Raw genomic sequence first — 23,940 nt, 5'->3', positions numbered from 1 at the left:
AATCTGGCTCAATCATGACAATACAACAGGAACTCGAAACACTGCGTCAAACGATAGCGCAACATAATCGTCGTTATTATGTACTCGATGCGCCGATTGTTTCCGACGCCGAGTACGACCGCCTGATGGCCGAACTGCTCGCCATCGAGCAGGCTCATCCTGAACTGGTCATACCCGAGTCGCCGTCTCAACGGGTCGGCGGCGCACCCTTGTCCGCTTTTACGACGGTGCGGCATGCCGTGCCCATGCTTTCCCTGGGTAATGCGTTTGCGCCGGAAGACGTGCAGGCCTTCGACAAGCGAGTCAGCGATACTTTGCGCGAATCGGGCCTGCTGGATGCCGACGGACTGGTGGAGTATGTGGCGGAGTTCAAGTTCGATGGCCTGGCCATCAGCTTGCGCTACGAGCAAGGGCGCCTTGTACAGGCGGCCACTCGCGGCGACGGCCGGACTGGTGAAGATGTCACCAGCAATATCCGCACCCTGCGTTCCGTTCCACTGAAGCTGGGGGGTGATTATCCCGATGTGCTCGAAGTGCGCGGCGAAGTGCTTATCAACCGCAAGGATTTCGAACGACTGAACCTCGCGCAGCAAGAGCGCGGCGAGAAGGTTTTTGTCAATCCCCGCAATGCGGCGGCGGGGAGCCTGCGTCAACTCGATCCGCGCATTACCGCCACGCGGCCCTTGCGTTTTTTTGCCTATGGCTGGGGTGACATACAGGGCATGCGGCGCGCTCAGGCCCAACTGTTCGATGGCGCGGCGCGTGCCGCAACGGCCCCCAAGGCGACTCACGCGGAAATGCTGAGCTGGTTCGAGCAATTGGGCCTGCCCGTGAATCAGTCCAGGCAAGTGCTCAAAGGCGCCGCGGGCTTGCTCGGGTTTTACGCCGAGGTTGGCCGGCGGCGTGTCGACCTGCCCTTCGACATCGACGGAGTCGTGTACAAAGTCAACGCGCTCGAAGCCCAGGAAGTGCTTGGCCATGTGGCCCGCGCGCCGCGTTTTGCCATCGCGCATAAGTTTCCGGCCCAGGAAGAAACCACGACGTTGCTGGGCATTGAAGTGCAGGTGGGACGCACCGGGGCCATAACGCCCGTGGCGCGATTGAAGCCGGTATTCGTGGGCGGCGTGACGGTAACCAATGCCACCCTGCACAACGAAGATGAAGTGCGCCGCAAGGATGTGCGGGTGGGCGACACGGTCATTGTGCGCCGTGCCGGCGATGTGATTCCCGAAGTGGTGGGGCCGGTTCCAGAGCTGCGTCCGGCCGGGACGACCCTGTTTGTCATGCCCAAGGTCTGTCCGGTATGCGGCTCGGCCATCGAACGCCCCGAAGATGAAGCCATATCGCGCTGTACCGGTGGCTTGTTCTGCGCGGCCCAACGCAAACAGAGCGTTATTCATGCCGCGGGCCGTAAGGCCCTCGATATTGAAGGCCTGGGCGAGAAGCTGGTGGATCAACTGGTGGACAGCGGCCGCATCAAGTCGCTGGCGGATCTGTTTTCCCTTGATGCCGATGAACTGGCCCAGTACGAGCGCATGGGGCGGAAGTCGGCTGAAAATCTGGTGCAGGCCATCGGAAAAGCCCGTACCCCGGCCTTGGGGCGGCTTTTGTTTGCCCTGGGTATCCGGCATGTGGGGGAAACCACGGCTCGCGATGTGGCTCGCCATTTCGGCTCTATGGAGGCGATCATGGCCGCTGATGAAGACAGCCTGCTGACGGTCAACGACGTGGGACCCGTCGTGGCGCATTCGATCCTGCGTTTTTTTGCCGAAGCGCATAATCGCGAAATTGTCCAGGCACTGGTTGCCGCCGGGGTAAGGCCTCAGGCGGCCGAGCAGCCGACGGGTCAGCGCCTGAGCGGCAAAACCCTGGTGCTTACCGGCGCTTTGCCTACCTGGTCGCGCGACGATGCGACACGCCGCATATTGGCGGCCGGGGGCAAGGTGAGCGGCTCGGTTTCCAAAAAAACCAGCTATCTGGTGGCCGGCGACGATGCCGGCAGCAAGCTGGTCAAGGCCAGGGAGTTGGGCGTTACTGTCATCGACGAAGCAGGCCTGATCGCCTTGCTGGGCTGATTTGGTTATTGCGTGTTGTAATCGATAAGGATAAGGGGGGCACCAGGCTCGCCCTTATCCTTAGCGCATTTTTGGGTCGAGTTGTTTGCGGCATTCTGTTTGTGGCATTCGGTGGTGGATGGGTATTGGTATTTGAAGACGCCATCTATCGGGGCTTGGGGTCAGGACCGGCACGGCGTGCTTGATCCGGATCTACCTCGTCCAGGCGGGCGTCGGGCCAACTCACTACGCCGCTGGCGCGGCTGCGTTCAAACAGGGCCCGCCGAAAGCCCCCGCCTTCCCTACGGTAGCATCCGGCGCACGCCTTACGCCGGTCCTGACCCCAAGCCCCGATAGACGGCTCGCGTAATGGCATGCCTGGAATCAACGTGCTTGCGCCCACCGTTAATGGGCCTGCACCCCTAGAACCGTTAACGTGCCCGCACTCATGCCCTCTATCACGTGGCCACTACACCACGATGTGCCAAACCCTGGATTTACTATGCGTCCGACGCTTCAACGTAGCCTGTGATTGGCTAAACGGGGCTTCCCCAATGTATACCTCGGTGCATTGCCTCAACGCAAGCCGCAGGGTGGGCGGTGCTGTGTAGTCCGGCGGTAGTCCAGCGCCGGGTGCTGACGAAGGGAAGGCGGGGGCTTTCGGCGGGCCCTGTTTGAGCAGTGCCTCGCACGCGAGGCACTGCGAGTTGGCCCGACGCCCGCCTGGACGAGGCAGACCCGGGCAGTCGGGGCGCGTAGCGCCACGACCGCTGGACGTGCCGGACTACACAGCACCGCCCACCCTGCGGCGTCTTTATAGAACTACCGCCCAAAGTGCAAAGTAATAAGCTAAAACCTGAACGAACGGCTCAAAACAACGGCCGCTGAAACACGTTCAGCGACCGTAAACACTTTAACCGGAAATGCCCTAATGTATCGCCCCGCGCGGGCGGGCATGAGGCCCGCCCCTGGTTCGGGTCAGCTTATTTGACGGTGGCCGATTTCAGCAGGCCTTGCTGATAGCTGGCCAGGGCTTGCTGGTGCAGCATTTCCTCGATTTGCGACTTGACGTCTTTCAGTTCGGGGAATTTCACGGGCCGAGTGTCTTCCACTTCGATGATGTGCCAGCCAAACTGAGTTTGCACCGGCTTGTCGGTCATTTGGCCTTTCTTCAGGCTTTCGACAGCCTTGGCGAATTCGGGTACATAGTTGGTTGCCGGGCCCCAGCCGAGTTCTCCGCCTTTTTTGCCACTGCCAGGGTCGATGGAGTTTTTCTTGGCCGCCGCATCAAAAGTGATTTTTTTGCTTTTGATTTTGGCGGTCAGGTCTTCGGCGGTTTTCTCGTCTTTGACCAGGATGTGGCGCAGCTTGTACTCTTCTTTGCCGGCCTGTTCTTTCTTGATCTGGTCGTATTCCGTTTGTACCTGGGCATCGGTGATGGGATGGCCTTTAACGTAATCGGCCATAAGGGCACGCACCAGGATGCTCTGGCGAGCCAGTTCAAGTTCCTGCTTGACCGCGGCCTGCTTGTCGATGCCTGCTTTTTCGGCAGCCTGTACGGCGACCAGGCGATTGATCATTTCCTGTTTGACCTGTGCGCGCAGCTCGGGCGAGTCTTTGGCGCCCTGGCTGACCATCAGGGAAACAAATTGATCCAGGTTGCTCTGTGTGATGGCCTGGCCATTTACGGTGGCGATGTTTTGTGCATAAACGGGAACGGCAATAACACATGCTGCTGCAAATACGGCGAGTCGTTTCATGTAATTCCTTTTATTTAGGTTGTGCTGGCAACGATTGCCAGTGCATGAATGGGGTAGGGGATTAAATCTTGGAGGCGATCATACACGAGCCGATGGCGGGCAAGTAGTGCCAGGCCATTAAATTGCCTGGAAGAAATAATGATCCGGTAATGACTTGCCCCCCCCTTGCTGCCCTCGTGCCCGGCGTGCAGGTGGGATTCGTCGATGATCTCGAGTTTGGCGGGCTCGAGCGGTGCGAGGCGTTCCCGAATCAATTCCGTACGTTCTATAGACATCAGCCCGGTTCCTTTGGTTCCCCGGGACCGGGCAGCGCCTGTGCCTGGGTGAGTTCTTCTTTCATGTACCGGCTTAGCCAGAGAGACTGGGCAATCACGAATACCAGCAGCAGGGCCATGAGCCCGAATACCTTGAAATTGACCCATTGCGATTCGGTGAACCTGCCGGAAAACGCCACATACAGGTTAAGGGCGCCCGATGCCGCGAAAAAGCCGGCCCAGCTCAGGTTGAGCCTATCCCAGATGGCTTCGGGCATATCGATCTGGGTGCCAAGGACCTTGCGGATCAGATTGCGTTTGAATACCCATTTCCCCACCAGCAGGATGCCCCCGAACAGCCAGTACAGCACGGTAGGCTTCCAGCGGATGAAGACATCGTTATGGAAGAACAGGGTGGCGCCGCCAAATACCAGGATCACGGACAAGTTGATCCAGTGAGTGGCTTCAATGGTTTTGCCGGTGACTTTGAGCCAGATGAATTGGGCTATTCCGGCCGCGATGGCGACGGCGGTTGCGGTGAAGATATCGGCAAACTTGAACGCCAGGAAAAACAGGATCAGCGGGAACAGGTCAAACAGGAATTTCTTCATTCGGCAGGTTCAAACTTGAGAGACAGTGAATTGAGGCAATAGCGCAGGCCGGTGGGCGGGGGGCCGTCGGGGAAAACGTGGCCCAGGTGCGAATCGCATATATTGCACAGGATTTCGGTGCGCACCATGCCCAGGGTGGTGTCGCGTTCTTCGCGCACCGCGGCCGGATCCAGTGCCGCGAAATAGCTGGGCCAGCCGCAGCCCGCGTCGAATTTCGTGTCGGAGGCGAACAGGGGGGTGCCGCAGCCCACGCAACGGTATATTCCGGGCTCGGTCGTATCCCAATACCTTCCGGTGAAAGGACGCTCTGTACTTTTCTGGCGGGCCACCTGGTATTCTTCGGGGCTTAGCTGCGCACGCCATTCGGCGTCGGTTTTGCGTACTTTGTTCATTGTGGATGCTCCTGCATCGTGTTCCGATACGGCATTGCCGGGCCATGGCCCGCGGCCTCGCCTGTATCGGCGGCCTGTATCTGGCTTGATCTTTACATCCGTCATGTTAATCGACTTTTAAATGTCACGGATGTTCCCGCGATTGCCGCAGGCTTGCCGATTATTTTTTACTCTCCGATGCGCGGCCTTCCATCGTTGCGGAAGATGCCGGGCATTTATGCGAAATCCCGGCGCGGGACCGGCTCAAGATCGCTGGAAAGGCAGTCATTCAGGGATTCCCCTTAAAGACTTCGCGGCGATTATTATCGATAATCGCTTTATGATTAGATAGTTACAAATTAATTAGACAATTACTAATTAATTTCCAGGGCCTGGTTTCCCAACACACTGTATGGGGCCTATGCAGGGAATCCCCTAAAAGACTTTGTATCTATTTTTGTCGATAATTTAAAACCTATCGTAAAATGCTATAAGCTTAAACTATTTGAAGGCCCAGGCTTTTTTGTAGGGTAAATTTGATACGTTAATTTCCAGTACCACCTATTTTGTGTATAACTTTTGGTTTAAACGAGAGTGCCGGGTCGGCACTGTGTTTTGCCTTGGAGACAAAGATGAACATTAGTCAGTCATTCCGGCTTTCGGCTTTGGTCGGCGCTGTTGCCCTTGCCCTGCCTTTAATCGCCTCGGCGCAGATCAAGGTAGGCATCACGGTTGCCAGCACAGGCCCGGCGGCATCTCTGGGCATCCCCGAACGCAATACGGTGGCCTTGCTGCCTACGGAAGTTGCCGGCCAGAAAATCGAATACATAGTCCTCGACGACGGAACTGACACGACTCGTGCTGTCAAGAACATGCGCAAACTGATTACCGACGACAAGGTCGATGTCGTGGTGGGCTCGTCGGTGACTCCCAGTTCCATGGCCATGGTCGATGTGGCGGGCGAAACCAAGACTCCAATGATCTCTGTGGCGGCCAACGCCAAGATTGTCGAGCCGGTTGAAGGCGCCCGCAAATGGGTTTTCAAGACTCCGCAAAACGACCAACTGATGGCATCGGCCCTGGCCGATGCCATGGCCAAGCAGCATATCAAAACCCTGGGCTTCATCGGTTTTTCTGACACCTATGGCGATGGCTGGCTCAATGTCATGACGGCCGCGGCCAAGGAAAAAGGCATCAAGATGTCCGCGGTTGAAAAATACGGCCGCACCGACACCAGCGTAACCGGTCAGGCGTTGAAGCTGATCGCCGCCAAGCCCGATGCCATTCTCATTGCCGGTTCGGGTACGCCTACCGCCTTGCCGGTGCGCGAACTCAAGAGCCGTGGCTACAAGGGCATCATTTATCAGACCCACGGATCGGCCAACAACGATGTCCTGCGTGTCTGCGGCAAGGATTGCGACGGCATGATCCTGCCGGCCGGCCCATTGCTGGTGGCTGACCAGTTGCCCGACAGCAATCCGGTCAAGAAAACCGCGCTGGCTTACGAAAAGCTCTATAACGCCAAGTACGGCGCCGGCACCATGAATACGTTCGGCGGCCATATGTGGGATGCCGGCAAGTTGATTTCCACGGCGATTCCTCTGGCGCTCAAGACCGGAGCGAAGCCGGGCACCGAGGCATTCCGCTCGGCCTTGCGCGATGCTATCGAACAAACCAAGAATCTGGCGGCGTCGCAAGGCGTGTTCAACATGAGCCCGACCGATCACGCCGGCTTCGACAAGCGTGCCCGCGTCATGGTGAAAGTGGTCAACGGGAAATGGGTCTACCAGCCCGATCTGTAATCGACTTTGCGCGGCCGGATTCGCGTCGGCCCGAAAGTATGCTGTTCGTACGAGTACCGGCCCTCGCGGCCGGTATTTATTGCCTACGCCGCAGGGCGGCGTAGGCGCATTTTCAAACCCCGAGATATGGTGTTGTCCTAGATGGATCTGACGATAGTACTGATATTGCTGCAGGACGGCGTGGTAAACGGCGCAATCTATGCCTTGCTGGGGCTGGCGCTGGTGCTGGTGTTCGTGGTGACGCGCGCTATTTTCATACCTCAGGGAGAGTTCGTGGCCTTCGGCGCCCTGACACTGGCCTTTCTGGTCAATGGCAAAGTCCCGGGCACTGTCAATTTGCTGGTCATCATAGGTATTCTGGTGTTTGTGGTGGAACTGCTCGCCGCCTTGCGCAGCCGCGACTGGAGCGGCCTGCCCAAAACGCTGGCGTGGTCGGTGGCACTGCCCGTGGCGCTGTATTTTGCGGCACCATTTATTGCAAGCACCACAACGCCGCTGTGGATCAACGTTATTTTTGCGATGGCCCTGGTCGTTCCCCTTGGGCCGATGATGTATCGGCTGGTGTATCAGCCGGTCGCGGAAGCCAGCGTGCTGGTGCTGCTGATTATTTCGGTGGCGGTGCATTTCGCCATGACGGGCCTGGCCCTGGTTTTTTTTGGTGCCGAAGGCTGGCGTACGCCGCCTTTCATGACAGGCGATGTGCATCTGGGCGCAGTCACCTGGTCGGCGCAGACCTTTTTCGTGCTGGGCACCTGTGTTGCGCTGATCCTGGCTTTGTGGATATTTTTCGGTAAAACGCTGTACGGGCGCGCCTTGCGCGCCACCGCGGTGAATCGTCGCGGTGCCCGCCTGGTGGGCATCAGCACCAATATGTCCGGCACGCTTACCTTTACCTTGGCCGCCGCTATCGGAGCCCTGTCGGGCATGCTGATTGCGCCGGTTACCACCATTTATTACGACACCGGGTTCCTGATAGGCCTGAAGGGCTTTGTGGCCGCCATCTTCGGCGGGCTGGTCAGCTATCCGCTTGCGGCGGCGGGAGCGTTGTTCGTCGGCATTCTTGAAGCATTCTCGTCGTTCTGGGCGAGCGCCTATAAAGAGGTTTTCGTGTTTACGCTGATTATTCCTGTGTTGATGTGGCGCTCGTTCAGCGCGCACCATGTGGACGAGGAGGAATAAGCCATGCTGAACCGTCTTGTGCTTTTTGTGGTCTTGCTGGTACTGGCGATTTTGCCGGCCTTGTCCAGTACCCCCGAATTCTGGATCACCCAGCTCAACTACATCGGCCTGGCCAGCCTGGTTGTCTTGGGTTTGCTGTTGCTGACGGGAGTGGGCGGGCTTACCTCGTTTGGCCAAGCGGCGTTCGTGGGCATAGGCGCTTATACGACGGCATGGCTGACCACGGCCATGGCCGTGTCGCCGTGGCTGGCCCTGCTGGTGGGTTTGATCCTGACTTTTATTATCGCTTATGTCCTCGGGGCGATTACCCTGCGGCTTTCGGGGCATTATTTGCCGCTGGGCACGATAGCCTGGTGCTTGTCGCTTTATTACCTGTTCGGCAATCTGGAGTTTCTGGGCCAATACGACGGGATCGCCGGCATTGCTCCCATCAAATTCTTCGGCATTTCGCTCGGAAGCGGCCGGTATATCTATTATTTGATCTGGATCATTGTGCTGTTGTCCATGTGGGCCACGCGCAATCTGCTGGATTCGCGGCCTGGCCGCGCCATCAGGGCGCTTAGAAGCGGCGGAGGAATGGCGGAGTCATTCGGTATCAATATGGCGTCCTACAAAGTCATTATCTTTGTGTACGCCGCATTGCTGGCCTGTCTTTCGGGCTGGCTGTACGCGCATATGCAGCGGGCCGTCAGCCCCAGCCCGTTTGGCTTGAACTATGGCATCGAATATCTGTTCATGGCCGTGGTGGGCGGGGCCGGCAGCGTCTGGGGCGCAGTCCTGGGTTCAGGCCTGATCCTGGTTCTCAAGGACCAGATCCAGAATGTGCTGCCGCATATTCTCAATACCAGCGCCAATTTCGAGCTTATTGTTTTCGGTGTCCTGATGATTCTGGTGCTGCAGTATGCCCGCAACGGGGTCTGGCCCATGTTGGCATCATGGTGGGATGGACTCACCAGCAAGACGCAGCGCCGCCGCGTGGCCGCGCCGCCCGAAGCGCCGGCGCTCATGCAGCGCGCGCGGCCGCAACAAGGTTCGCTGGTGCTCGAGGTCGATTCGGTGCGGAAAGAGTTCGGCGGCCTGGTTGCCGTCAATAACATCAGCTTTTCGCTGCGGGCCGGTGAGATCATGGGTTTGATCGGGCCGAATGGGGCGGGCAAAAGCACGACCTTCAACCTGATCACCGGTGTGCTGCCTCTGACCGCCGGCAAGGTCAATTTCATGGGCCACAGGCTCGACCAGCTGCGGTCTCGTGAAATTGCCAAGCTGGGCGTGGGCCGTACTTTTCAACATGTTCAATTGCTGCCTACCATGACGGTGCTCGAAAACGTCGCCCTGGGTGCGCATTTGCGCAGTGATATCGGCGTGCTGGCGTCCGCCCTGCATCTCGAGCGCAAGGGCGAAGCCGAGCTCCTGCATGAAGCCGCCAGGCAGCTGCAGCGCGTTGGCCTGGGTGATTATCTGTATGAACAGGCGGGCAATCTGGCCCTCGGGCAGCAGCGCATTCTTGAAATTGCACGTGCGCTGGCCGCCGATCCGGTGCTGCTTTTGCTCGACGAGCCGGCCGCCGGCTTGCGCTATAAAGAAAAACAGGAACTGGCCAAGGTGCTGGATCAGCTCAGGTCCGAGGGCATGAGCATTCTGCTGGTCGAGCACGATATGGATTTCGTCATGAATCTGACCGATCACCTGGTTGTCATGGATTTCGGTGTCAAGTTGGCGGAAGGTTTGCCGGCCGAGGTGCAACAGAATCCTGTGGTGCTTGAGGCCTATCTGGGTGGAATCGACGATGAGCTGACTCTCGATGATGTCGCCGTGGCGGGAGAAAGCGCATGAATACGACTGATTCCTCGGTTCTGCAGGTGACTGGCCTGGCCGCAAAATATGGCAAGGTGACTGCGGTGGCTGGAGCCAATATCAAGGTGGCTCGAGGCAGTATTGTCACGGTTATCGGTGGTAATGGCGCCGGCAAGTCGACGCTGCTTAATTCCATCATGGGTTCTTTGCCTTTGACCGGCCATTGTGCGGGGTCGATCCAGTACCTGGGTTCCGATGTCGCTTCATGGCAGGTGGAGCGCCGGGTTGCCGGCGGCATGTCGCTGGTGCCCGAGCGGCGCGAGTTGTTCGGCAGCATGTCGGTTGAAGATAATCTGTTGTTGGGCGGATTCAGGCTATATCGTGCCGGCAAGGCGGGATGGAAGGCGAAAATCGAGGAAGTCTACGATTTGTTCCCACGCCTGCGCGAACGCAAGGCCCAGGAGGCGGGTACCTTGTCGGGGGGTGAACGACAGATGCTTGCCGTTGGGCGTGCGTTGATGGCGCAGCCGCAATTATTGATGCTCGATGAGCCCAGCCTGGGTCTGGCGCCGCGTATTGTGCGGGAAATCTTCCAGATCATTTCCCGCCTGCGCAGTGGTGGCGTGTCGATTCTGCTGGTCGAACAAAACGCCCGCGCGGCCTTGCAAGTGGCCGATTACGGCTATGTGCTGGAAACCGGCGAAATCGTGCTTGAAGGGCCCGCCGGCGATCTGATCGGGAATCCTCGCGTCATTGAAAGCTACCTGGGCCTGGGCAATGCCAAGAAGGCTGCGGGCGAGGCGGCGTAGGGCAATTAAGCGGCGGAAGGGCCGTGTTGGGATAGGGCCTGAGCGTGGGAATACGGTCTTGAGGCCAAGGAGCTACTGGCCTCGTGGCTTGTTCGTCAATCTGTGGGGGCGGTTCATTGTGATTGGCCCTTGTGCTCGTTCTTGAGGCGCGGGGGTGGCGGCCCAGGCAGGGTGGAGCTCGCATCGTCCGGTCCTGGCTTTCGCCAGGACTGCCCGCGGCCGCAGCCTGGATCGGGCGGTCGCGGAACTCGCGTCGTCCACAGCCCCCCGGGCTGTGGACACCCTTGACGCTCAAGCAGCCGCTCCCTTGCATCCCGATCCAGGCTGCGGCCGCGGCGGACTCAAGCTCGCTCACCCTGCCTGGGCCGCCACCCCCGCTCGCATTGGAGTTTTTTGTACGGTAGTAGGCTGACGTTTTTTTGATCACGGGCCAGCGCAACAATGAGGGGATCGGCGTCGCCGGGCCGTTATGGGCTTTCGGTTGAGGCTTTTTTGGGCCGGAAATGGTGGAGCACTTCGCCTACGATGCCGCGCCGGAAAGCCATTACGCAGATAATGAAAATCAGGCCGATGACTATGGTGACCGATTCGCCGAGCGCCTGAAACCCATGTATGCCGGTGGTCTGTGCCAGAAAGCGGCCGAATTCGCCGACTTTGTTCTCGAGCAGGACTACGATAAAGGCTCCCAATACCGGCCCGGTAAAGGTACCCAGGCCGCCGATGAGGGTCATGAGTATGACCAGGCCGGACATGCCCCAAGTGGCATCCGACAAGGTGGCCGAGACGAATACGAGGGCCTTGGTTGCGCCGGCCAGGCCGGCCAGGGTCGCCGACAGCACGAACGCCAGCAGCTTGAAGCTGTTGACGTTGTAGCCCAGCGAAATGGCGCGGGGTTCGTTTTCGCGGATGGCTTTCAGCACTTGGCCGAAAGGGGAGTTGATTGCGCGCCAGATCAGGGCATAGCCGAATATGAAGATGGCCAGGACCACATAGTAAAGGTTCAGGTCGTTGCTGAGATCGAGGCCGAACAGGGTGCCGCGGGGGATGCTTTGCAAGCCGTCTTCACCACCCGTGAAATGGGCTTGAAGAAAGAAGAAGAACACCATTTGCGCCATGGCCAGGGTAATCATGGCGAAGTAAATGCCGCTGCGGCGAATTGCCAGTAAGCCCATGACCAGCCCCATGACGGCAGCCACGGCAGTGCCGAATATCAGCCCCGCCAGGGTTGGCATGCCCCATGCCGTCAGGGCATAACCCGCGGCGTAGGCGGCTCCGCCCAGGAAGGCGGCATGGCCGAAGGAAAGCAGGCCGGTGTAGCCCAGCAGCAGGTTGAAGGCGCAGGCGAACAAGGCGTAGCACAATACCTTCATGACGAAGATGGGGTAGGCGCCCATTGCCGGCAGCAGGGCAATAATGACTACGGCCAGCAGATACGCGATTAGTTTACGATTCATTTCTCTTTCCCGAACAGGCCTGCGGGGCGCACCAACAGCACAATGACCATGATGATGAAGACAACCGTGTTGGATGCTTCGGGCCAGAACACTTTGGTGAGGCCTTCGATAATGCCCAAAGCCAGACCGGTGACGATAGACCCGAGGATGGAGCCCATGCCGCCAATAACCACCACGGCAAAAACCACGATGATCAGGTTTTGTCCCATTAGCGGAGAAACCTGCAGTATCGGGGCGGCCAGCACGCCGGCGAATCCGGCGAGGCCGACGCCGAATCCGAAGGTCAGGGTCACGACCAGGGGCACGTTGACGCCGAACGCCTCAACCAGTTTCGGATTTTCGGTGCCCGCGCGCAGCAAGGCGCCAAGGCGTGTTTTTTCGATGACCAGCCAGGTTCCCAGGCATGCAAGCAGCGAGGCCACGATAACCCAGCCGCGATAAATGGGCAGGTACATGAACCCGAGGTTGACGCCGCCTTGCAAAATCTTTGGAGTGGCGTAGGGCTGTCCTGAAACGCCATAAAGGCTGCGGAAAAGGCCTTCGATGAGCAGTGTCAGGCCGAAGGTCAGCAAAAGGCCGTACAAATGATCGAGCTTGTACAAGTGTTTGAGGAGCAGGCGTTCGATGACAATGCCGAACAGCCCGACAATAATCGGCGCGATGATCAGCATGGCCCAGTAATTCAGGCCCAGATACTGCAAGCCCATCCACGCAACGAAGGCGCCCAGCATATAAAGCGCGCCGTGAGCAAAATTGATGACATTGAGCAGACCGAATATGACAGCCAGACCAAGGGAAAGTACCGCGTAAAACGAACCGTTTACTAAGCCCAGCAATAACTGACCCAGCAGCGCTTGTATGGGTATGCCGAATATTTCAGTCATATTTGTTAAAAATCCATGACAAAATGCAAAATTCCCGGGTTAATAAAAGATCTGCCCCCCGCAGGGCAGGAAGCAGATCTTTTATAACAAAGTTTTATTTTTTAACGAGTTTGCAGGTTGATTCGGCCAGCGTAGTGTAGATTTGCTCGCCTGGCAGGGTTTTAACCAGTTTGACGTAATCCCAGGGTGATTTGGATTCGGCCGGCGATTTGACTTGCATCAGGTACATGTCGTGTATCAGCGTGCCGTCTTCGCGCACATAGCCGTTGCCGGCGAAGAAGTCGTTGACCTTGTGCGATTTGACCCATTTCATGATGGTATCGCCATCGTCGGTGCCTGTGGCCTTGACGGCTTTCAGGTAGAACGACACGGCGGAGTAGTCGCCCGCTTGCAGGTACGAGGGCATGCGGTTTTCTTCTTTGTAGAAACGCTGAGCCCATTTGCGCGATGCATCGTCTTTGTTCCAGTACCAGGCGCTGGTCAGGTACAGGCCCTGAGTCGCTTCCAGGCCCAGGGCGTGGATATCGTTGATGAACACCAGCAAGCCGGCCAGCTTCATGGTTTTGGTAATGCCGAATTCCTTGGCGGCCTTGACCGAGTTGACGAAGTCGCCGCCCGCATTGGCCAGTGCCAGGACCTTGGCCTTGGAGGACTGAGCCTGCAGCAGATACGAAGAGAAATCGGTGGTGCTGAGCGGCGCATCGACGCTGCCTACCACTGTGCCGCCGGCTTTCTTGACAACCGCGGTGGCGTCGCGCTGCAGGGAATGGCCGAAGGCATAGTCGGCCGTCAGGAAGAACCAGGACTTGTCGCCTTGCGCAACCATATGGTTGGCGGTGCCGCGGGCCAGCGCCACCGTGTCGTAGCCGTAGTGGATGCTATAGGGTGTGCAGCTGGCGTTGGTCAGGTTGGACGAGCCTGGTCCGACCGCGAACATGGGTTTGTGTTTTTCTGCCGCAACCGTGACCATGGCCAGGTTTACGCCGGAGTTGGTGCCGCCCACCAGCATGTCCAGGTGTTTTTCGTCGAACCATTGACGTGCGGTCGCGGAGCCGATGTCGGCTTTGTTTTGATGGTCTGCAACAAGCAGTTCGATTTTCTTGCCGTTGATTTCACCGCCGGCGTCGGCGATGGCCATGCGGATGGCATCGGCGCCGGCCTTGCCGTCGATGTCGGAGTAGACGCCCGACATATCGGTGATGAAGCCGATGCGTATAACGTCGTTAGAAATGCCTGCCGCGTGGCTTAGCCCGGTAAAGCTAAGTCCTGCTAGGGCGAAGGCTGCGGATAGTGTACGCAGTTTCATTGAAGGCTCTCCTTTGTATTGTTATACCGGGTACTCCGGCAGTATTTTGTGATTAAACGCCGAGCAGCGTGTTAAGCACGTCTTGTTTGGCTGGCAATTCAGCCGCACTAAATTGTTCTACGATCTGGCCGTGCTCCATGACATAAAAGCGGTCGGCCAAAGGCGCCGCAAAACGGAAATTCTGTTCCACCATGATGATGGTGTAGCCCTTTCCCTTGAGGATCTTGATCATGCGGGCCAGGGCCTGGACTATGACCGGCGCGAGCCCTTCGGAAATTTCGTCGAGCAAAAGCAGATTGGCGCCGGTGCGCAGAATTCGGGCAACCGCCAGCATTTGCTGCTCTCCTCCCGACAGGCGGGTGCCGGGCGAATGCTTGCGCTCCTCCAGGTTGGGGAACATGTCGTAGATATCGGCCAGGGACATGCCTCCACCGAGCGTATCGCCCACGATGGGCGGCAGCAGCAGGTTCTCTTCGCAGGACAGCCCGGCAAATATGCCGCGCTCCTCGGGGCAATAACCAATGCCCAAATGCGCAATGCGATAGGTGGGCAGATAAATCGATTCGGTGCCCTGGATGCGGATCGAACCCCGGCGTGATCCGGTCAGCCCCAGGATGGCGCGCAAGGACGTTGTGCGCCCTGACCCATTGCGCCCGAGCAGCGTGACCACTTCGCCTTTGGCAACGTTCAGGTGCACCCCATGCAGGACATGCGATTCGCCATACCAGGCCTGCAGATCCGAAATTTCAAGTGCGATAGCCATCTTAGTGAGCCCCTTCCAGTTCGCCGCTTGTCGTGCCCATATAGGCCTGCATGACATCGGCGTTGCGTGAGACTTGCGCATAGTTGCCCTCGGCCAGCACGGCGCCGCGGGCCAGAACGGTAATCTTGTCGGCAATTTGCGACACCACGTTCATGTTGTGTTCGACCATCAGGATGGTGCGCCCAGCGCTGACCTTTTTAATCAGTTGCGTGACGCGGTTGACATCTTCATGGCCCATGCCTTGGGTGGGCTCATCGAGCAGCATTAGTTCGGGCTCCATGGCTAGTGTGGTGGCGATCTCCAGCGCGCGCTTGCGACCATAAGGCAGGTTGATCGTGTGTACCTGGGCAAACTCAACCAGGTCGACTTGTTCAAGCAAGCCGTAGGCCGCCTCGTTCAGGTGGGCCAGGGACGCACCGCTGCGCCAGAAGTGGTAGGACTGGCCCGTGGAGCGCTGCAGGCCGATGCGTACGTTCTCCAGCACCGTCAGTTGCGGGAAAACGGCCGAAATCTGGAACGAGCGGATAATGCCCTGCCGCGCGATCTGTGCGGGCTTGTCGTGCGTGATTTCCTTGCCCGAGAAGAATATTTTTCCCGCCGTGGGGGTAAGAAATTTGGTCAACAGGTTGAAGCAGGTGGTTTTGCCTGCGCCGTTGGGCCCGATCAGCGCATGGATGTTGCCGCGTTGAACCCGCAAATTGACATCGCTGACCGCGACAAAGCCGCGGAATTCTTTGGCGAGATGCTGGGTTTCGAGAATGTATTCGCTCATATCTATCACCGGAATCCAATAAAGCATGTAGAAGCTATCTTGCCGCTGCATTCTGGGCAGGCCGTATGCTTGACCCTGCCGGGAACTACAGCCCCATAACGACAAATTGCTCGTCAAATACATCAGTTTTGATATGGCGTTAAACGACATAGAACGCACAGATCTGGCAATTGGGTTGCAGTAGCTTCCGGCCATACCGTTCTGATTGGCTATGGGAAAATACTCCATCTGCTGCGAAACAGGCGGGTCGTTGTTATGGCCCTTTAGTGCTTCTCCATTTGCCCATCTCGCAAGCGCCACAGTGAAAGCGGGTTGCTATCTTGTAGTGCCGGTGGGATAAATTTGCTCGGAACATCCTGATAGCAAATGGGTCGTAAAAAGCGGTCAATGGAGCTTGCGCCGACAGACGTCGCACGCGCATTCGAAGTGGAGGGGAATGGCCCACCGTGGACCATGGCGTGCGATACTTCGACGCCCGTCGGATACCCATTGGCAATAATGCGTCCGACCTTCTTGGTCAGGATGGGAAGCAGCTGTCGAACGATTGCTTCATCACCATCTTCAAAATGCAAAGTTGACGTTAACTGGCCCTCGAGAGAGTTAGCTAACTCAAGAAGCTCCGAAACATCGCGACAGTAAACGACTAAAGAAGCTGGCCCGAAGATTTCTTCACGATGAAGTGTATTGGCTAGAAATTCTCCGGCAGTGACTGCAAAGATCGCCGGTTGAGCCGTACATGCCGATGCATCGAGGGTTGGTGACAAGATTTGTGTTATCGCCTGATCGTCAAACCGGCGTTTCAACGCAACTTCGTAAGCTTTGGCTATGCCAGGGGTAAGCATGGTCTGGGCAGATTGCTTCCCGAGTATTGCTGTCAGCTCATCAACAAAGTTTCTCGCTGCTTCGCTATCTAGAAGGGCAATAAGGCCTGGATTGGTGCAAAATTGCCCAGCACCCAAGGAGATAGAATCGGCTAGAGCCGCAGCTAGTGTCGACGTGCGTTTGGAAAGAGCACCAGGTAATACGAAAAAGGGATTGATGCTGCTCATCTCCGCGTACACGGGAATAGGCTCCTGACGGTTGAAAGCAGCACGGACGAGCGCCAGGCCACCTTGTCGAGAGCCGGTAAACCCCACGGCTTTGATGGCGGGGTTAGTCACAAGCTGTGTGCCTACTTCGGAGCCTGATCCCACGACTAGGGAAAACACCCCATCAGGCATATCGCATTCGACGCTTGCTTGTTGTATAGCCTCAGCAACCAGTTCGGAAGTTCCCAAATGCGCACTATGCGCTTTGACGATGACTGGGCAGCCTGCAGCAAGCGCCGATGCGGTATCTCCTCCCGCCACGGAAAATGCCAAGGGAAAATTGCTGGCACCGAAGACAGCTACAGGCCCTAGAGGCACCATTAGCTTCCGCAGATCGGACCGAGGTAGGGGTTGTCTATCCGGTAGCGGGCTGTCTAGGGTGGCGTTTAACCAGTGCCCGCTCCTGATAACAGATGCAAACATTCTAAGCTGGTTAGCTGTTCTGGCTCTCTCGCCCTCTAGGCGAGCCATGGGCAATCCTGTTTCGCTGTGTGCTCGTTGGATCAGAATACTGCCGATACTTTCAATATTCGCGGTAATACGCTCTAAAAACCCTGCCCGGGCTTCTAGTGGTAATTCTTTATAGGCATCAAAGGATTGTGTTGCCAGTTCGCAGGCTTCATCGACTAGCTGACGGGTTGCAGATAAGAAAGTCGGTTCGAGCATGCGATTCTCGTTTGGATCGAAAGCGTATAACTCGGGTCCTTCACCAACGACTTTTCGCCGTCCGATAATCATCTTGCCGGTAATCGTCATTTCATTTTCCTATCAACGGGTACATATAAATAAATGATGACCCTAGCGCTCAAAATGATGCATCAAGCATCTGCAAATAGTCTTCTCTTATGGCATCCCGAGGGTTTGTTTTATGGCTATGATCTTGGAGCGCCCCATCGACGATTTTTGAGAAGAGATCTCGAGAAACTTTCACTTGGCTCAAAGAGGTAGGTAAGCCAAGTCTCAGTGTCAATTTCTGGACTTCGTCGGCAACGAAGCTGCCAGACGAAAGTCCCATTGCCGCAGCAATCCGGTTCAATTTATTTTCTTGTATCATCGTAGGGGCCGGAGCATTGAACTGAATGACTGCCGGCAAAAAGATGGCATTCAGCGTCCCGTGATGAAGCCGAGGATCAATTCCCCCTAAAGAATGGCTGAGGCTATGAACACACCCTAGGCCTTTCTGGAATGCGAGTGCACCCTGCATGCTGGCACTCATCATATTCATGCGGGCATTACGATCTTCTGGGTCGTTAGTTGCCTGCTCGATATGTCGCCAGGCACGGTGTAAGCCGTCCAGGGCAATGCCATCCGCAGGAGGATTGAACAACGGAGACATGAATGTCTCAAGACAATGTGCGATGGCATCCATGCCAGTTGCGGCGGTTAGAGCTGGCGGCAATCCCAGCGTTAGCTCCGGATCGCAGATTGCTGTCCTGGGAACGACAAACGGGGAGATCACGCCTACTTTTCGGCCATCGTCAAGAATCAGGATGGCGCCTCGCCCAACTTCACTACCTGTGCCTGCAGTAGTAGGTATCGCAATCACAGGAGCCGTTGCTGCTGTGATTTTGTTCAACCCACCCTCAATCACTGCGAAGCTCTTTAGCGGCCCGCTGTGGGTTGCACAAATAGCAACACCCTTGGCCAGATCGATCGAAGATCCTCCGCCGAGCGCAATAATTCCATCACAACCGTTATGGGTGAAGATCTCAACAGCCTTGCGCACCGCTGCTTCATTTGGGTTAGATGGTGTTTCGTCGAAGATGGGTACAGCTTCAGATTGCTTTATATGCTCCATGACAGTGGCAAGAATTCCTGCAGCTTTGATACCTTTATCTGTCACCACCATGGGGCGTTTTATCCCGATACGGTCACACTCCGCTTGCAGTAGGCCAACGGCGCCGAAATCGAATTGAATGGAAGTGATATATTGAATGAGCGCCATTTGAATTAACCAAAAGTTATAATGAAAGCGGAATGGAACCACACGGCCACTGCTAATAATCTATTGGCGGACAGGTCTTTTCCAATGTCAGCGCCTATTCTAAGCTTTACTTTTGAGTTTTGAACACTGAAAGCTGCTCATATTGGTATGTCGAAATGGAATATCATGATGCCTCCACTGACCTCAATTGTTTCTCGATTGCACGTCAAGCACCTGCGTTTATTGATCGCAGTTCACGAGCACGGTTCGTTGCTGAGCGCAGCGAAAGAAGTGGCGATTACGCAACCAGGGGCCAGCAAGGCACTTCAGGAAATCGAGGCTGCGTTTGGAGCTACTCTTTTCACTCGAACAAATCGAGGCCTGGCAGCAAACGACTTGGGTCGATGTGTTGTGCGCTACGCGCGCATGATCTACACCGATCTTGGTCATCTTCGTAATGAGCTAGAGGCAATTCAGCGGGGAGACGGTGGACGGGTGTCAGTGGGGTCGATTATGGGGGCAATACCGTTGCTGACGGATGCCGTTTCGAATTTGATGCAAACACACCCGGGCATGTCCGTGGAGATCGTTGAAGATACCAGTGCGACGCTTTTAAGCTTATTGGACAGCGGCAGACTCGACCTGGCAATATGCCGAAAAACTGTCAGCAAAACGCCCGATCTATATGAAAGCGAGATTCTTCAGCCGGAAGAGTTGCGGATCATTGCTAATAATGAAAGTCCTTTTGCGCATAAGGATTGTTTAACTCTTCAAGATTTGGCCCAATGTAAATGGATTGTCTATCGTGCGAATATGCCGATGCGCCTTTTGCTCGAACGGGAGTTTTATGACAGAGATATTCGTTTTCCTGCGAATCTATTGGAGACTACGTCCCCATTTGCAACATTGGCTTTATTGAGAAGAAATCCGTCTTTCGTTGCGCTTGCCTCGACAGATGTGGCCTCCTTTTTTGCTCGCAACGCCTTAGTTAGCATACTGCCATTTGAATTCAGCATACGAAGCGAACCCTACGAATTAGTGCACCGCCAAGGCTCGCCCATGTCTATCGGAGCCAAGTTGATGAAGGGATATCTACTAAATACCCAAGGGCAAAAAGTTGATTGAGTAGGAATATGTAACCCCAGCCCTACGCATCGCCTTTGGAGCTAGATATTTTAGACGTGGGTAATCCTCCGTTTTTAACGGTCGTTAAGAGTAGAGGCTAAGCGGCCAAGGCCATTTTTTGAATTGGTGTAATGCCGCCTAAGGCCATATTTGGCCGTTCTACGGTATGACTGCGCTGGTCGTCAGACTAAGAGTCGAAGCGCACGCATCGAATCCAAAACGCCCTGTAAGAAACGCCCTGTAAATAGAGGCAGTTTTATCACTGAACGATTGAAAGTCTTATGGTTTAAAAGAAGACAATCGGCAAAGATATGTAACGGCCCGCCCTGTACCGTCTAGAAGTCTCGGTTAAATCTCATCAAGATACGTGTCCATGTATTTTTTGAGATGTACACGTATTTTCATGAGCGATTCTCTTTGTGTAGTGAGTTCCTCGCAGAGCCCCCGACGCCGCTATCCGGTCGAGTACAAACGTCAGGTCGTGCAGGAATCGATGTCCGCTGGCGCGTCGATCGCACGGGTTGCGTTGGCGCACGGCATCAATGCCAACCAATTGCACAATTGGCGCTGGCAGTATCGGCGTGGCGACTTCGGCCCAATTAGCCAAGGGCCGTTGCTGCTGCCGGTGCAGATAGCGGCGCCACCGGTATCCACACCGCGCCAACCGGCCAAGATAATTGACGAGCAAGATAGGCCGGCGATCTCTGGCGTCGAACTGATCTTCCCAGCCGCGCGTGTCGTGATCCATGGCGCAGCAGACTTGCCTACGTTACGCTGCCTCATTCAGGCGCTACGAGAATGATCGGCTTACCGGCAGGAACCCGGGTCTGGCTGGCAGCCGGTGCAACCGATATGCGTCGTGGCTTCGATGGCCTGGCGGCAACGGTGCAGGCCACGCTGCTTGAGGATCCCTTTAGCGGTCATGTGTTTGTCTTTCGTGGGCGCAAGGGCGATCGCATCAAGGTGCTGTGGTGGAGTGGCGACGGCATGTGTCTGCTGGCAAAGCGCTTGGAGCACGGTCATTTCGTGTGGCCCAGCGCCGAATCAGGAGCCGTGCATCTGACCCCCGCGCAGCTATCGATGCTGCTCGAGGGGATCGACTGGCGTCGGCCCGCTCGCACGCATAAACCGACTCAGGTCTAGTGTTAATAAAACGCTTGAGAGCCGCATTTTTATTGGCCTTCCAGCCTTTTATTCATAGAGGAAACAGTCGTTATTTAGTATAATGACGGCCATGCTCAACCGCACCCAACTGCCCGACAATATCGACGCCCTGAAGGCGTTGCTGTCGGCCAAATCCGCCCAGATCGATGCCTTCGAGCAAGAGCGCGCGGCGTGGCAGGTAGAGCGCGAAGCCCTGCGTCAGGATAAGCAGGGCGATCAACAAGAAATTGCCCGTCTGACGTTGTTGCTCGATAAACTACGGCGCGCCTTGTTCGGCCAGAAGTCTGAGAAGCTTGCGGGCCAAATCGATCAATTGCAGCTCGAACTCGAAGAGCTGCACATTAACCAGGGCGAACGCGCGCAAAGCATTGAATCGGCCCAAGCGCCTGCCTCGCGCCCCGCGCCGCAGCGTCGGCCATTACCCGAGCACTTGCCGTGCGAGGTGCATGAACATCTTCCCAAGGAGTCTGCCTGCCCCGACTGCGGCGGCGCGTGGACGCGCTTGGGCGAGGACGTGAGCAATGTGCTGGAACACGTGCCAGCCAGCTTTAGAATCGTTCGCCATGTGCGCCCACGCCTGGCGTGCAGTTGTTGCGAGCGGATGGCGCAAACGCCCGCGCCCACCGGCAGCGTAATGCTTGCTCCCGGTTCCAGGTGTACATGAGCGAAGAGGGTTGGGCTGGTGGTCTGCATTGGGCCTTCCACACCTTCCAGCCGACCTGCAATAACCCGAGCCTGCGCGCCTGCGCGTTTGATTTCGGGAATGTCCGCGGCGCGAAACGAGGCGTATGCCGGCTCCGCCAGCTTTTGTTCAGGCGGCAGGCTGGTCCAGAGCTGCAGGCCATGGCGCCCGCCGCTGGGTTGTTCCGCGTGCAGCATGCCGCGCCCGGCACGTATCCATTGCGCGTCGCCGGCTTCCAGGCGATCTTTAAAGCCCAGGCTGTCGCGATGTTCGACCCCGCCCTCCAATAAATAGCTGATCACTTCGATGCCGGCGTGAGGATGGGGCGAGTCGCCGATGCCACGCCGACTGTGGTGCCGGTAATGATCGATGAACACGAACGGCCCAAGCGATGTTCGAGCCGGCAGGGGCAGGGCGCGCCACAGTCGCATATCGCCATCATCGATGACGCGCTGGGAGGGCAGGATGGCTTCAATAGTGCGTTGCATAAAATGGATTCCGATTGTGGGGCAGCGACGAGCGCCATGAGGATGGTTCAGGCAGCGGCCTTGACTCCGCCGCGGATGCACAGCGTACCTACAGACCCCAGCAGTTCGACTGGGGCAATGCCTTCGCCATGGGTCACGACACCGCCGTCGATTTCGATCTTTCGCGCCGAGCCACCGGCTTTGACACTTAACGCAATCGCAGAAAGTTTGACCACTACGCCTTTTACCAAGGAGTCACCCGTCGCCCCGAACGTTTCGATGCCGCGGCGCACGACCAGGCTGCCGATGGGCTGGCTGATCTGGATTCCCACTGCGCCATCCGCATGGGTCGTAATGCGATCGAAATCAGCCGCGTTGACCGTGCCATCATACACATTGAAGCCGCGCGCACCTTGGCCGAATGTTTCGATGGGAGCGCTGACTTTCAGTTCGTTGACCACGCCGAAGTTGACGAAACCAATGCCGCTGGGGCCGTACGAGGTGAGTTTCTCCTGGGCGATCCAGCGATCCACCGTTCCCCAATTATCCAGCACCATGTCATTCACTCCATAGGTGACGACCGGCCCAAGATTACGCACCACATCGACAAACGCGCTGAATACAGTAAAGACTCCGCCGGTGATTGCATCGGGTGTGCCAGGAGCGATTTTGCCGTCGCTGTAGACGGCACCCGTTTCCAGTTGAGGAACGACCAGCCGACCCCCTTTAAAGCCGGCGCCGCTGACAAAAATGCCGCTGCCCAGCACCGGCGCAACGGGCCGTCCGGCGGACAAGCCTTTCAAACTGGCACTGATGGCCACTTTCTCATCGGCCTGCATGTTCCACAGGGTGAATGCCCCTTGTGTCACATAGACGCCAAACCCCTGGGGTTTATCGGTTTGGGCCCGGGCATCGGCGGCGATAATATCCAATCCATCGACATCAACGTGGCCGCTGCGCACCTTGTCGCGCGCCAGAATTTGCACCTGGCCTATGGTGGCAACGCTCGCGAGCCGTATCCGGCCCAGGCTATCGACATTGGCGTCGTTAAAAATCGCTCTTTTGTCGACCGACGTTTCCAGGCGCATATCGGTCACCTCGTTATCCGAACTCAACTGCAGGCCATCGCTGCCCGCTGCAAAGGAAAGTCGCGCCTGATCGCTTTCGCCCGCCAGTTTCTGCCCAGGAGCGAGTCGAAACGAGGGGAGCCCCGACAATGCGCCGCGCACCACGATGCTCTGTACGGCCGTGTCGCGGCTGGCAGCCAGCATTTCTTCATTGGTCGTCACCAGTTTTTTCCGGGAGATCATATTGATTCCTTTTGCGTTTTCACACAGGAGCGCGGGACAGCCGGGAGGGCTGCCAAATTATGAATCGGGGAGAGGTTGACCTTGCGCCTGCCGTGGCAATGTCTTGCCTGAAAAGGCTGCGGCGCGCAGGAGCTGCAGGGATGTCATCGTCCAAGGCTCCTTATGCATGCAAAAGAGAGTAAGAACAAAACAAGAGGCTGGAAGATATGCTACTCCCGATTCCTTACAGGCTCCTTGAATTCATATTGAAAAAAAACGCGTTTCAACGCGCGCTGAACTCCTTGGCATACTGGGATTCCTGGCCTCGATTTGCCGTTGCGCGGTGTGCTGATCGGGTATTTTTACCAGGCCGCTGCCAGGCATCTCC

General features: G+C 56.9%; 22 protein-coding genes and 1 pseudogene. 9 read left to right on the top strand and 14 right to left on the bottom strand.

Features of this window, described 5'->3' with window-relative positions; genetic code table 11:
* Positions 1-14: 14 nt before the first annotated feature.
* Positions 15-2,075, top strand: coding sequence for an NAD-dependent DNA ligase LigA (ligA, locus tag LSG25_RS09645; protein WP_232744430.1), 2,061 nt, complete (start codon positions 15-17; stop codon positions 2,073-2,075).
* A gap of 962 nt (positions 2,076-3,037) precedes the next feature.
* Here ligA and LSG25_RS09640 read toward each other — a convergent pair.
* The 4 genes from LSG25_RS09640 to msrB are packed head-to-tail and all read right to left on the bottom strand — an operon-like array spanning position 3,038 to position 5,071.
* The gene (locus LSG25_RS09640; protein WP_232744429.1) at positions 3,038-3,814 is read right to left on the bottom strand and encodes a peptidylprolyl isomerase; all 777 of its coding nucleotides are present in this window, start codon (positions 3,812-3,814) and stop codon (positions 3,038-3,040) included.
* 14 nt (positions 3,815-3,828) lie between these two features.
* A complete protein-coding gene (locus LSG25_RS09635; RefSeq protein ID WP_232744428.1) occupies positions 3,829-4,089 on the bottom strand; it encodes a BolA family transcriptional regulator in 261 nt (86 codons plus the stop codon).
* Positions 4,089-4,679: a septation protein A gene (locus tag LSG25_RS09630; RefSeq protein WP_232744427.1), complete on the bottom strand. Its 591-nt coding sequence runs from the start codon at positions 4,677-4,679 to the stop codon at positions 4,089-4,091. Before LSG25_RS09630 ends, LSG25_RS09635 begins: the two co-directional genes overlap by 1 nt.
* Positions 4,676-5,071: a peptide-methionine (R)-S-oxide reductase MsrB gene (gene msrB / locus LSG25_RS09625; RefSeq protein ID WP_232744426.1), complete on the bottom strand. Its 396-nt coding sequence runs from the start codon at positions 5,069-5,071 to the stop codon at positions 4,676-4,678. The genes LSG25_RS09630 and msrB overlap by 4 nt, the downstream gene beginning before the upstream one ends.
* 611 nt (positions 5,072-5,682) lie before the next feature.
* Between msrB and LSG25_RS09620 the strand changes: the two genes are divergently transcribed.
* From LSG25_RS09620 to LSG25_RS09605, 4 genes are all read left to right on the top strand, one after another.
* Positions 5,683-6,852 carry an ABC transporter substrate-binding protein gene (locus LSG25_RS09620; protein WP_370635978.1) on the top strand — a complete coding sequence of 390 codons (1,170 nt, stop codon included), beginning with the start codon at positions 5,683-5,685 and terminating at the stop codon, positions 6,850-6,852.
* Positions 6,853-6,993: 141 nt separating this feature from the next.
* Positions 6,994-8,031, top strand: a complete 1,038-nt coding sequence (locus LSG25_RS09615; protein ID WP_232744425.1) for a branched-chain amino acid ABC transporter permease — start codon at positions 6,994-6,996, stop codon at positions 8,029-8,031.
* 3 nt (positions 8,032-8,034) lie between these two features.
* Positions 8,035-9,864, top strand: a complete 1,830-nt coding sequence (locus LSG25_RS09610) for an ATP-binding cassette domain-containing protein (RefSeq protein WP_370635977.1) — start codon at positions 8,035-8,037, stop codon at positions 9,862-9,864.
* Entirely contained in the window at positions 9,861-10,634 is a 774-nt protein-coding gene (locus LSG25_RS09605) for an ABC transporter ATP-binding protein (RefSeq protein WP_232744424.1), read from the top strand. Before LSG25_RS09610 ends, LSG25_RS09605 begins: the two co-directional genes overlap by 4 nt.
* 467 nt (positions 10,635-11,101) lie before the next feature.
* Here the strand turns inward: LSG25_RS09605 and LSG25_RS09600 are convergent, their stop codons facing one another.
* From LSG25_RS09600 to LSG25_RS09570, 7 genes are all read right to left on the bottom strand, one after another.
* The gene (locus LSG25_RS09600) at positions 11,102-12,088 is read right to left on the bottom strand and encodes a branched-chain amino acid ABC transporter permease (RefSeq protein WP_232744423.1); all 987 of its coding nucleotides are present in this window, start codon (positions 12,086-12,088) and stop codon (positions 11,102-11,104) included.
* Positions 12,085-12,972, bottom strand: a complete 888-nt coding sequence (locus tag LSG25_RS09595; RefSeq protein WP_232743906.1) for a branched-chain amino acid ABC transporter permease — start codon at positions 12,970-12,972, stop codon at positions 12,085-12,087. Before LSG25_RS09595 ends, LSG25_RS09600 begins: the two co-directional genes overlap by 4 nt.
* 94 nt (positions 12,973-13,066) lie before the next feature.
* Positions 13,067-14,278 carry an ABC transporter substrate-binding protein gene (locus LSG25_RS09590; protein WP_232743905.1) on the bottom strand — a complete coding sequence of 404 codons (1,212 nt, stop codon included), beginning with the start codon at positions 14,276-14,278 and terminating at the stop codon, positions 13,067-13,069.
* 52 nt (positions 14,279-14,330) lie between these two features.
* A complete protein-coding gene (locus LSG25_RS09585; RefSeq protein WP_232744422.1) occupies positions 14,331-15,041 on the bottom strand; it encodes an ABC transporter ATP-binding protein in 711 nt (236 codons plus the stop codon).
* Between the two features lies 1 nt (position 15,042).
* Positions 15,043-15,813, bottom strand: a complete 771-nt coding sequence (locus LSG25_RS09580; RefSeq protein WP_232744421.1) for an ABC transporter ATP-binding protein — start codon at positions 15,811-15,813, stop codon at positions 15,043-15,045.
* 263 nt (positions 15,814-16,076) lie between these two features.
* Complete coding sequence (locus LSG25_RS09575) at positions 16,077-17,657, bottom strand: aldehyde dehydrogenase (NADP(+)) (RefSeq protein WP_232744420.1); 1,581 nt, start codon at positions 17,655-17,657, stop codon at positions 16,077-16,079.
* 49 nt (positions 17,658-17,706) lie between these two features.
* The gene (locus LSG25_RS09570) at positions 17,707-18,846 is read right to left on the bottom strand and encodes an iron-containing alcohol dehydrogenase (protein ID WP_232744636.1); all 1,140 of its coding nucleotides are present in this window, start codon (positions 18,844-18,846) and stop codon (positions 17,707-17,709) included.
* A gap of 165 nt (positions 18,847-19,011) precedes the next feature.
* On the opposite strand from LSG25_RS09570, the gene LSG25_RS09565 reads away from it, so the two are divergent.
* The 3 genes from LSG25_RS09565 to tnpB all read left to right on the top strand — a co-directional run bounded on the left by LSG25_RS09565 (position 19,012) and on the right by tnpB (position 21,093).
* Positions 19,012-19,950 carry a LysR family transcriptional regulator gene (locus LSG25_RS09565; protein ID WP_232744419.1) on the top strand — a complete coding sequence of 313 codons (939 nt, stop codon included), beginning with the start codon at positions 19,012-19,014 and terminating at the stop codon, positions 19,948-19,950.
* A gap of 403 nt (positions 19,951-20,353) precedes the next feature.
* Positions 20,354-20,752, top strand: coding sequence for a transposase (locus tag LSG25_RS09560; RefSeq protein WP_232744418.1), 399 nt, complete (start codon positions 20,354-20,356; stop codon positions 20,750-20,752).
* Positions 20,749-21,093: an IS66 family insertion sequence element accessory protein TnpB gene (tnpB, locus tag LSG25_RS09555; RefSeq protein ID WP_013741949.1), complete on the top strand. Its 345-nt coding sequence runs from the start codon at positions 20,749-20,751 to the stop codon at positions 21,091-21,093. The genes LSG25_RS09560 and tnpB overlap by 4 nt, the downstream gene beginning before the upstream one ends.
* 70 nt (positions 21,094-21,163) lie before the next feature.
* On the opposite strand, the gene LSG25_RS09550 is transcribed toward tnpB, so the two are convergent.
* Positions 21,164-21,337 carry a hypothetical protein gene (locus LSG25_RS09550; protein WP_232744417.1) on the bottom strand — a complete coding sequence of 58 codons (174 nt, stop codon included), beginning with the start codon at positions 21,335-21,337 and terminating at the stop codon, positions 21,164-21,166.
* An 18-nt stretch (positions 21,338-21,355) separates the two neighbouring features.
* On the opposite strand from LSG25_RS09550, the gene LSG25_RS09545 reads away from it, so the two are divergent.
* Positions 21,356-21,778 (top strand): IS66 family transposase zinc-finger binding domain-containing protein, encoded by a 423-nt coding sequence (locus tag LSG25_RS09545; RefSeq protein WP_232744635.1) that lies wholly within the window; start codon positions 21,356-21,358, stop codon positions 21,776-21,778.
* 176 nt (positions 21,779-21,954) lie between these two features.
* Here the strand turns inward: LSG25_RS09545 and LSG25_RS09540 are convergent.
* Positions 21,955-22,227, bottom strand: a pseudogene (locus tag LSG25_RS09540) (pirin family protein); the annotation flags it as partial.
* 104 nt (positions 22,228-22,331) lie between these two features.
* The gene (locus tag LSG25_RS09535; RefSeq protein WP_232744416.1) at positions 22,332-23,573 is read right to left on the bottom strand and encodes a hypothetical protein; all 1,242 of its coding nucleotides are present in this window, start codon (positions 23,571-23,573) and stop codon (positions 22,332-22,334) included.
* Positions 23,574-23,940 lie beyond the last annotated feature (367 nt).

The sequence above is a fragment of the Paralcaligenes sp. KSB-10 genome (assembly GCF_021266465.1).
Lineage (GTDB): Bacteria > Pseudomonadota > Gammaproteobacteria > Burkholderiales > Burkholderiaceae_B.
Note: the sequence above shows the minus strand (reverse complement) of the source record. Positions and strands in the feature narration are given on the sequence as shown.

Coding starts and splice junctions, on each gene's coding strand:
- ligA (WP_232744430.1), top strand. CDS start 15: ATGACAATACAACAGGAACTCGAAACACTGCGTCAAACGATAGCGCAA.
- LSG25_RS09640 (WP_232744429.1), bottom strand. CDS start 3,814: ATGAAACGACTCGCCGTATTTGCAGCAGCATGTGTTATTGCCGTTCCC.
- LSG25_RS09635 (WP_232744428.1), bottom strand. CDS start 4,089: ATGTCTATAGAACGTACGGAATTGATTCGGGAACGCCTCGCACCGCTC.
- LSG25_RS09630 (WP_232744427.1), bottom strand. CDS start 4,679: ATGAAGAAATTCCTGTTTGACCTGTTCCCGCTGATCCTGTTTTTCCTG.
- msrB (WP_232744426.1), bottom strand. CDS start 5,071: ATGAACAAAGTACGCAAAACCGACGCCGAATGGCGTGCGCAGCTAAGC.
- LSG25_RS09620 (WP_370635978.1), top strand. CDS start 5,683: ATGAACATTAGTCAGTCATTCCGGCTTTCGGCTTTGGTCGGCGCTGTT.
- LSG25_RS09615 (WP_232744425.1), top strand. CDS start 6,994: ATGGATCTGACGATAGTACTGATATTGCTGCAGGACGGCGTGGTAAAC.
- LSG25_RS09610 (WP_370635977.1), top strand. CDS start 8,035: ATGCTGAACCGTCTTGTGCTTTTTGTGGTCTTGCTGGTACTGGCGATT.
- LSG25_RS09605 (WP_232744424.1), top strand. CDS start 9,861: ATGAATACGACTGATTCCTCGGTTCTGCAGGTGACTGGCCTGGCCGCA.
- LSG25_RS09600 (WP_232744423.1), bottom strand. CDS start 12,088: ATGAATCGTAAACTAATCGCGTATCTGCTGGCCGTAGTCATTATTGCC.
- LSG25_RS09595 (WP_232743906.1), bottom strand. CDS start 12,972: ATGACTGAAATATTCGGCATACCCATACAAGCGCTGCTGGGTCAGTTA.
- LSG25_RS09590 (WP_232743905.1), bottom strand. CDS start 14,278: ATGAAACTGCGTACACTATCCGCAGCCTTCGCCCTAGCAGGACTTAGC.
- LSG25_RS09585 (WP_232744422.1), bottom strand. CDS start 15,041: ATGGCTATCGCACTTGAAATTTCGGATCTGCAGGCCTGGTATGGCGAA.
- LSG25_RS09580 (WP_232744421.1), bottom strand. CDS start 15,813: ATGAGCGAATACATTCTCGAAACCCAGCATCTCGCCAAAGAATTCCGC.
- LSG25_RS09575 (WP_232744420.1), bottom strand. CDS start 17,657: ATGACGATTACCGGCAAGATGATTATCGGACGGCGAAAAGTCGTTGGT.
- LSG25_RS09570 (WP_232744636.1), bottom strand. CDS start 18,846: ATGGCGCTCATTCAATATATCACTTCCATTCAATTCGATTTCGGCGCC.
- LSG25_RS09565 (WP_232744419.1), top strand. CDS start 19,012: ATGATGCCTCCACTGACCTCAATTGTTTCTCGATTGCACGTCAAGCAC.
- LSG25_RS09560 (WP_232744418.1), top strand. CDS start 20,354: ATGAGCGATTCTCTTTGTGTAGTGAGTTCCTCGCAGAGCCCCCGACGC.
- tnpB (WP_013741949.1), top strand. CDS start 20,749: ATGATCGGCTTACCGGCAGGAACCCGGGTCTGGCTGGCAGCCGGTGCA.
- LSG25_RS09535 (WP_232744416.1), bottom strand. CDS start 23,573: ATGATCTCCCGGAAAAAACTGGTGACGACCAATGAAGAAATGCTGGCT.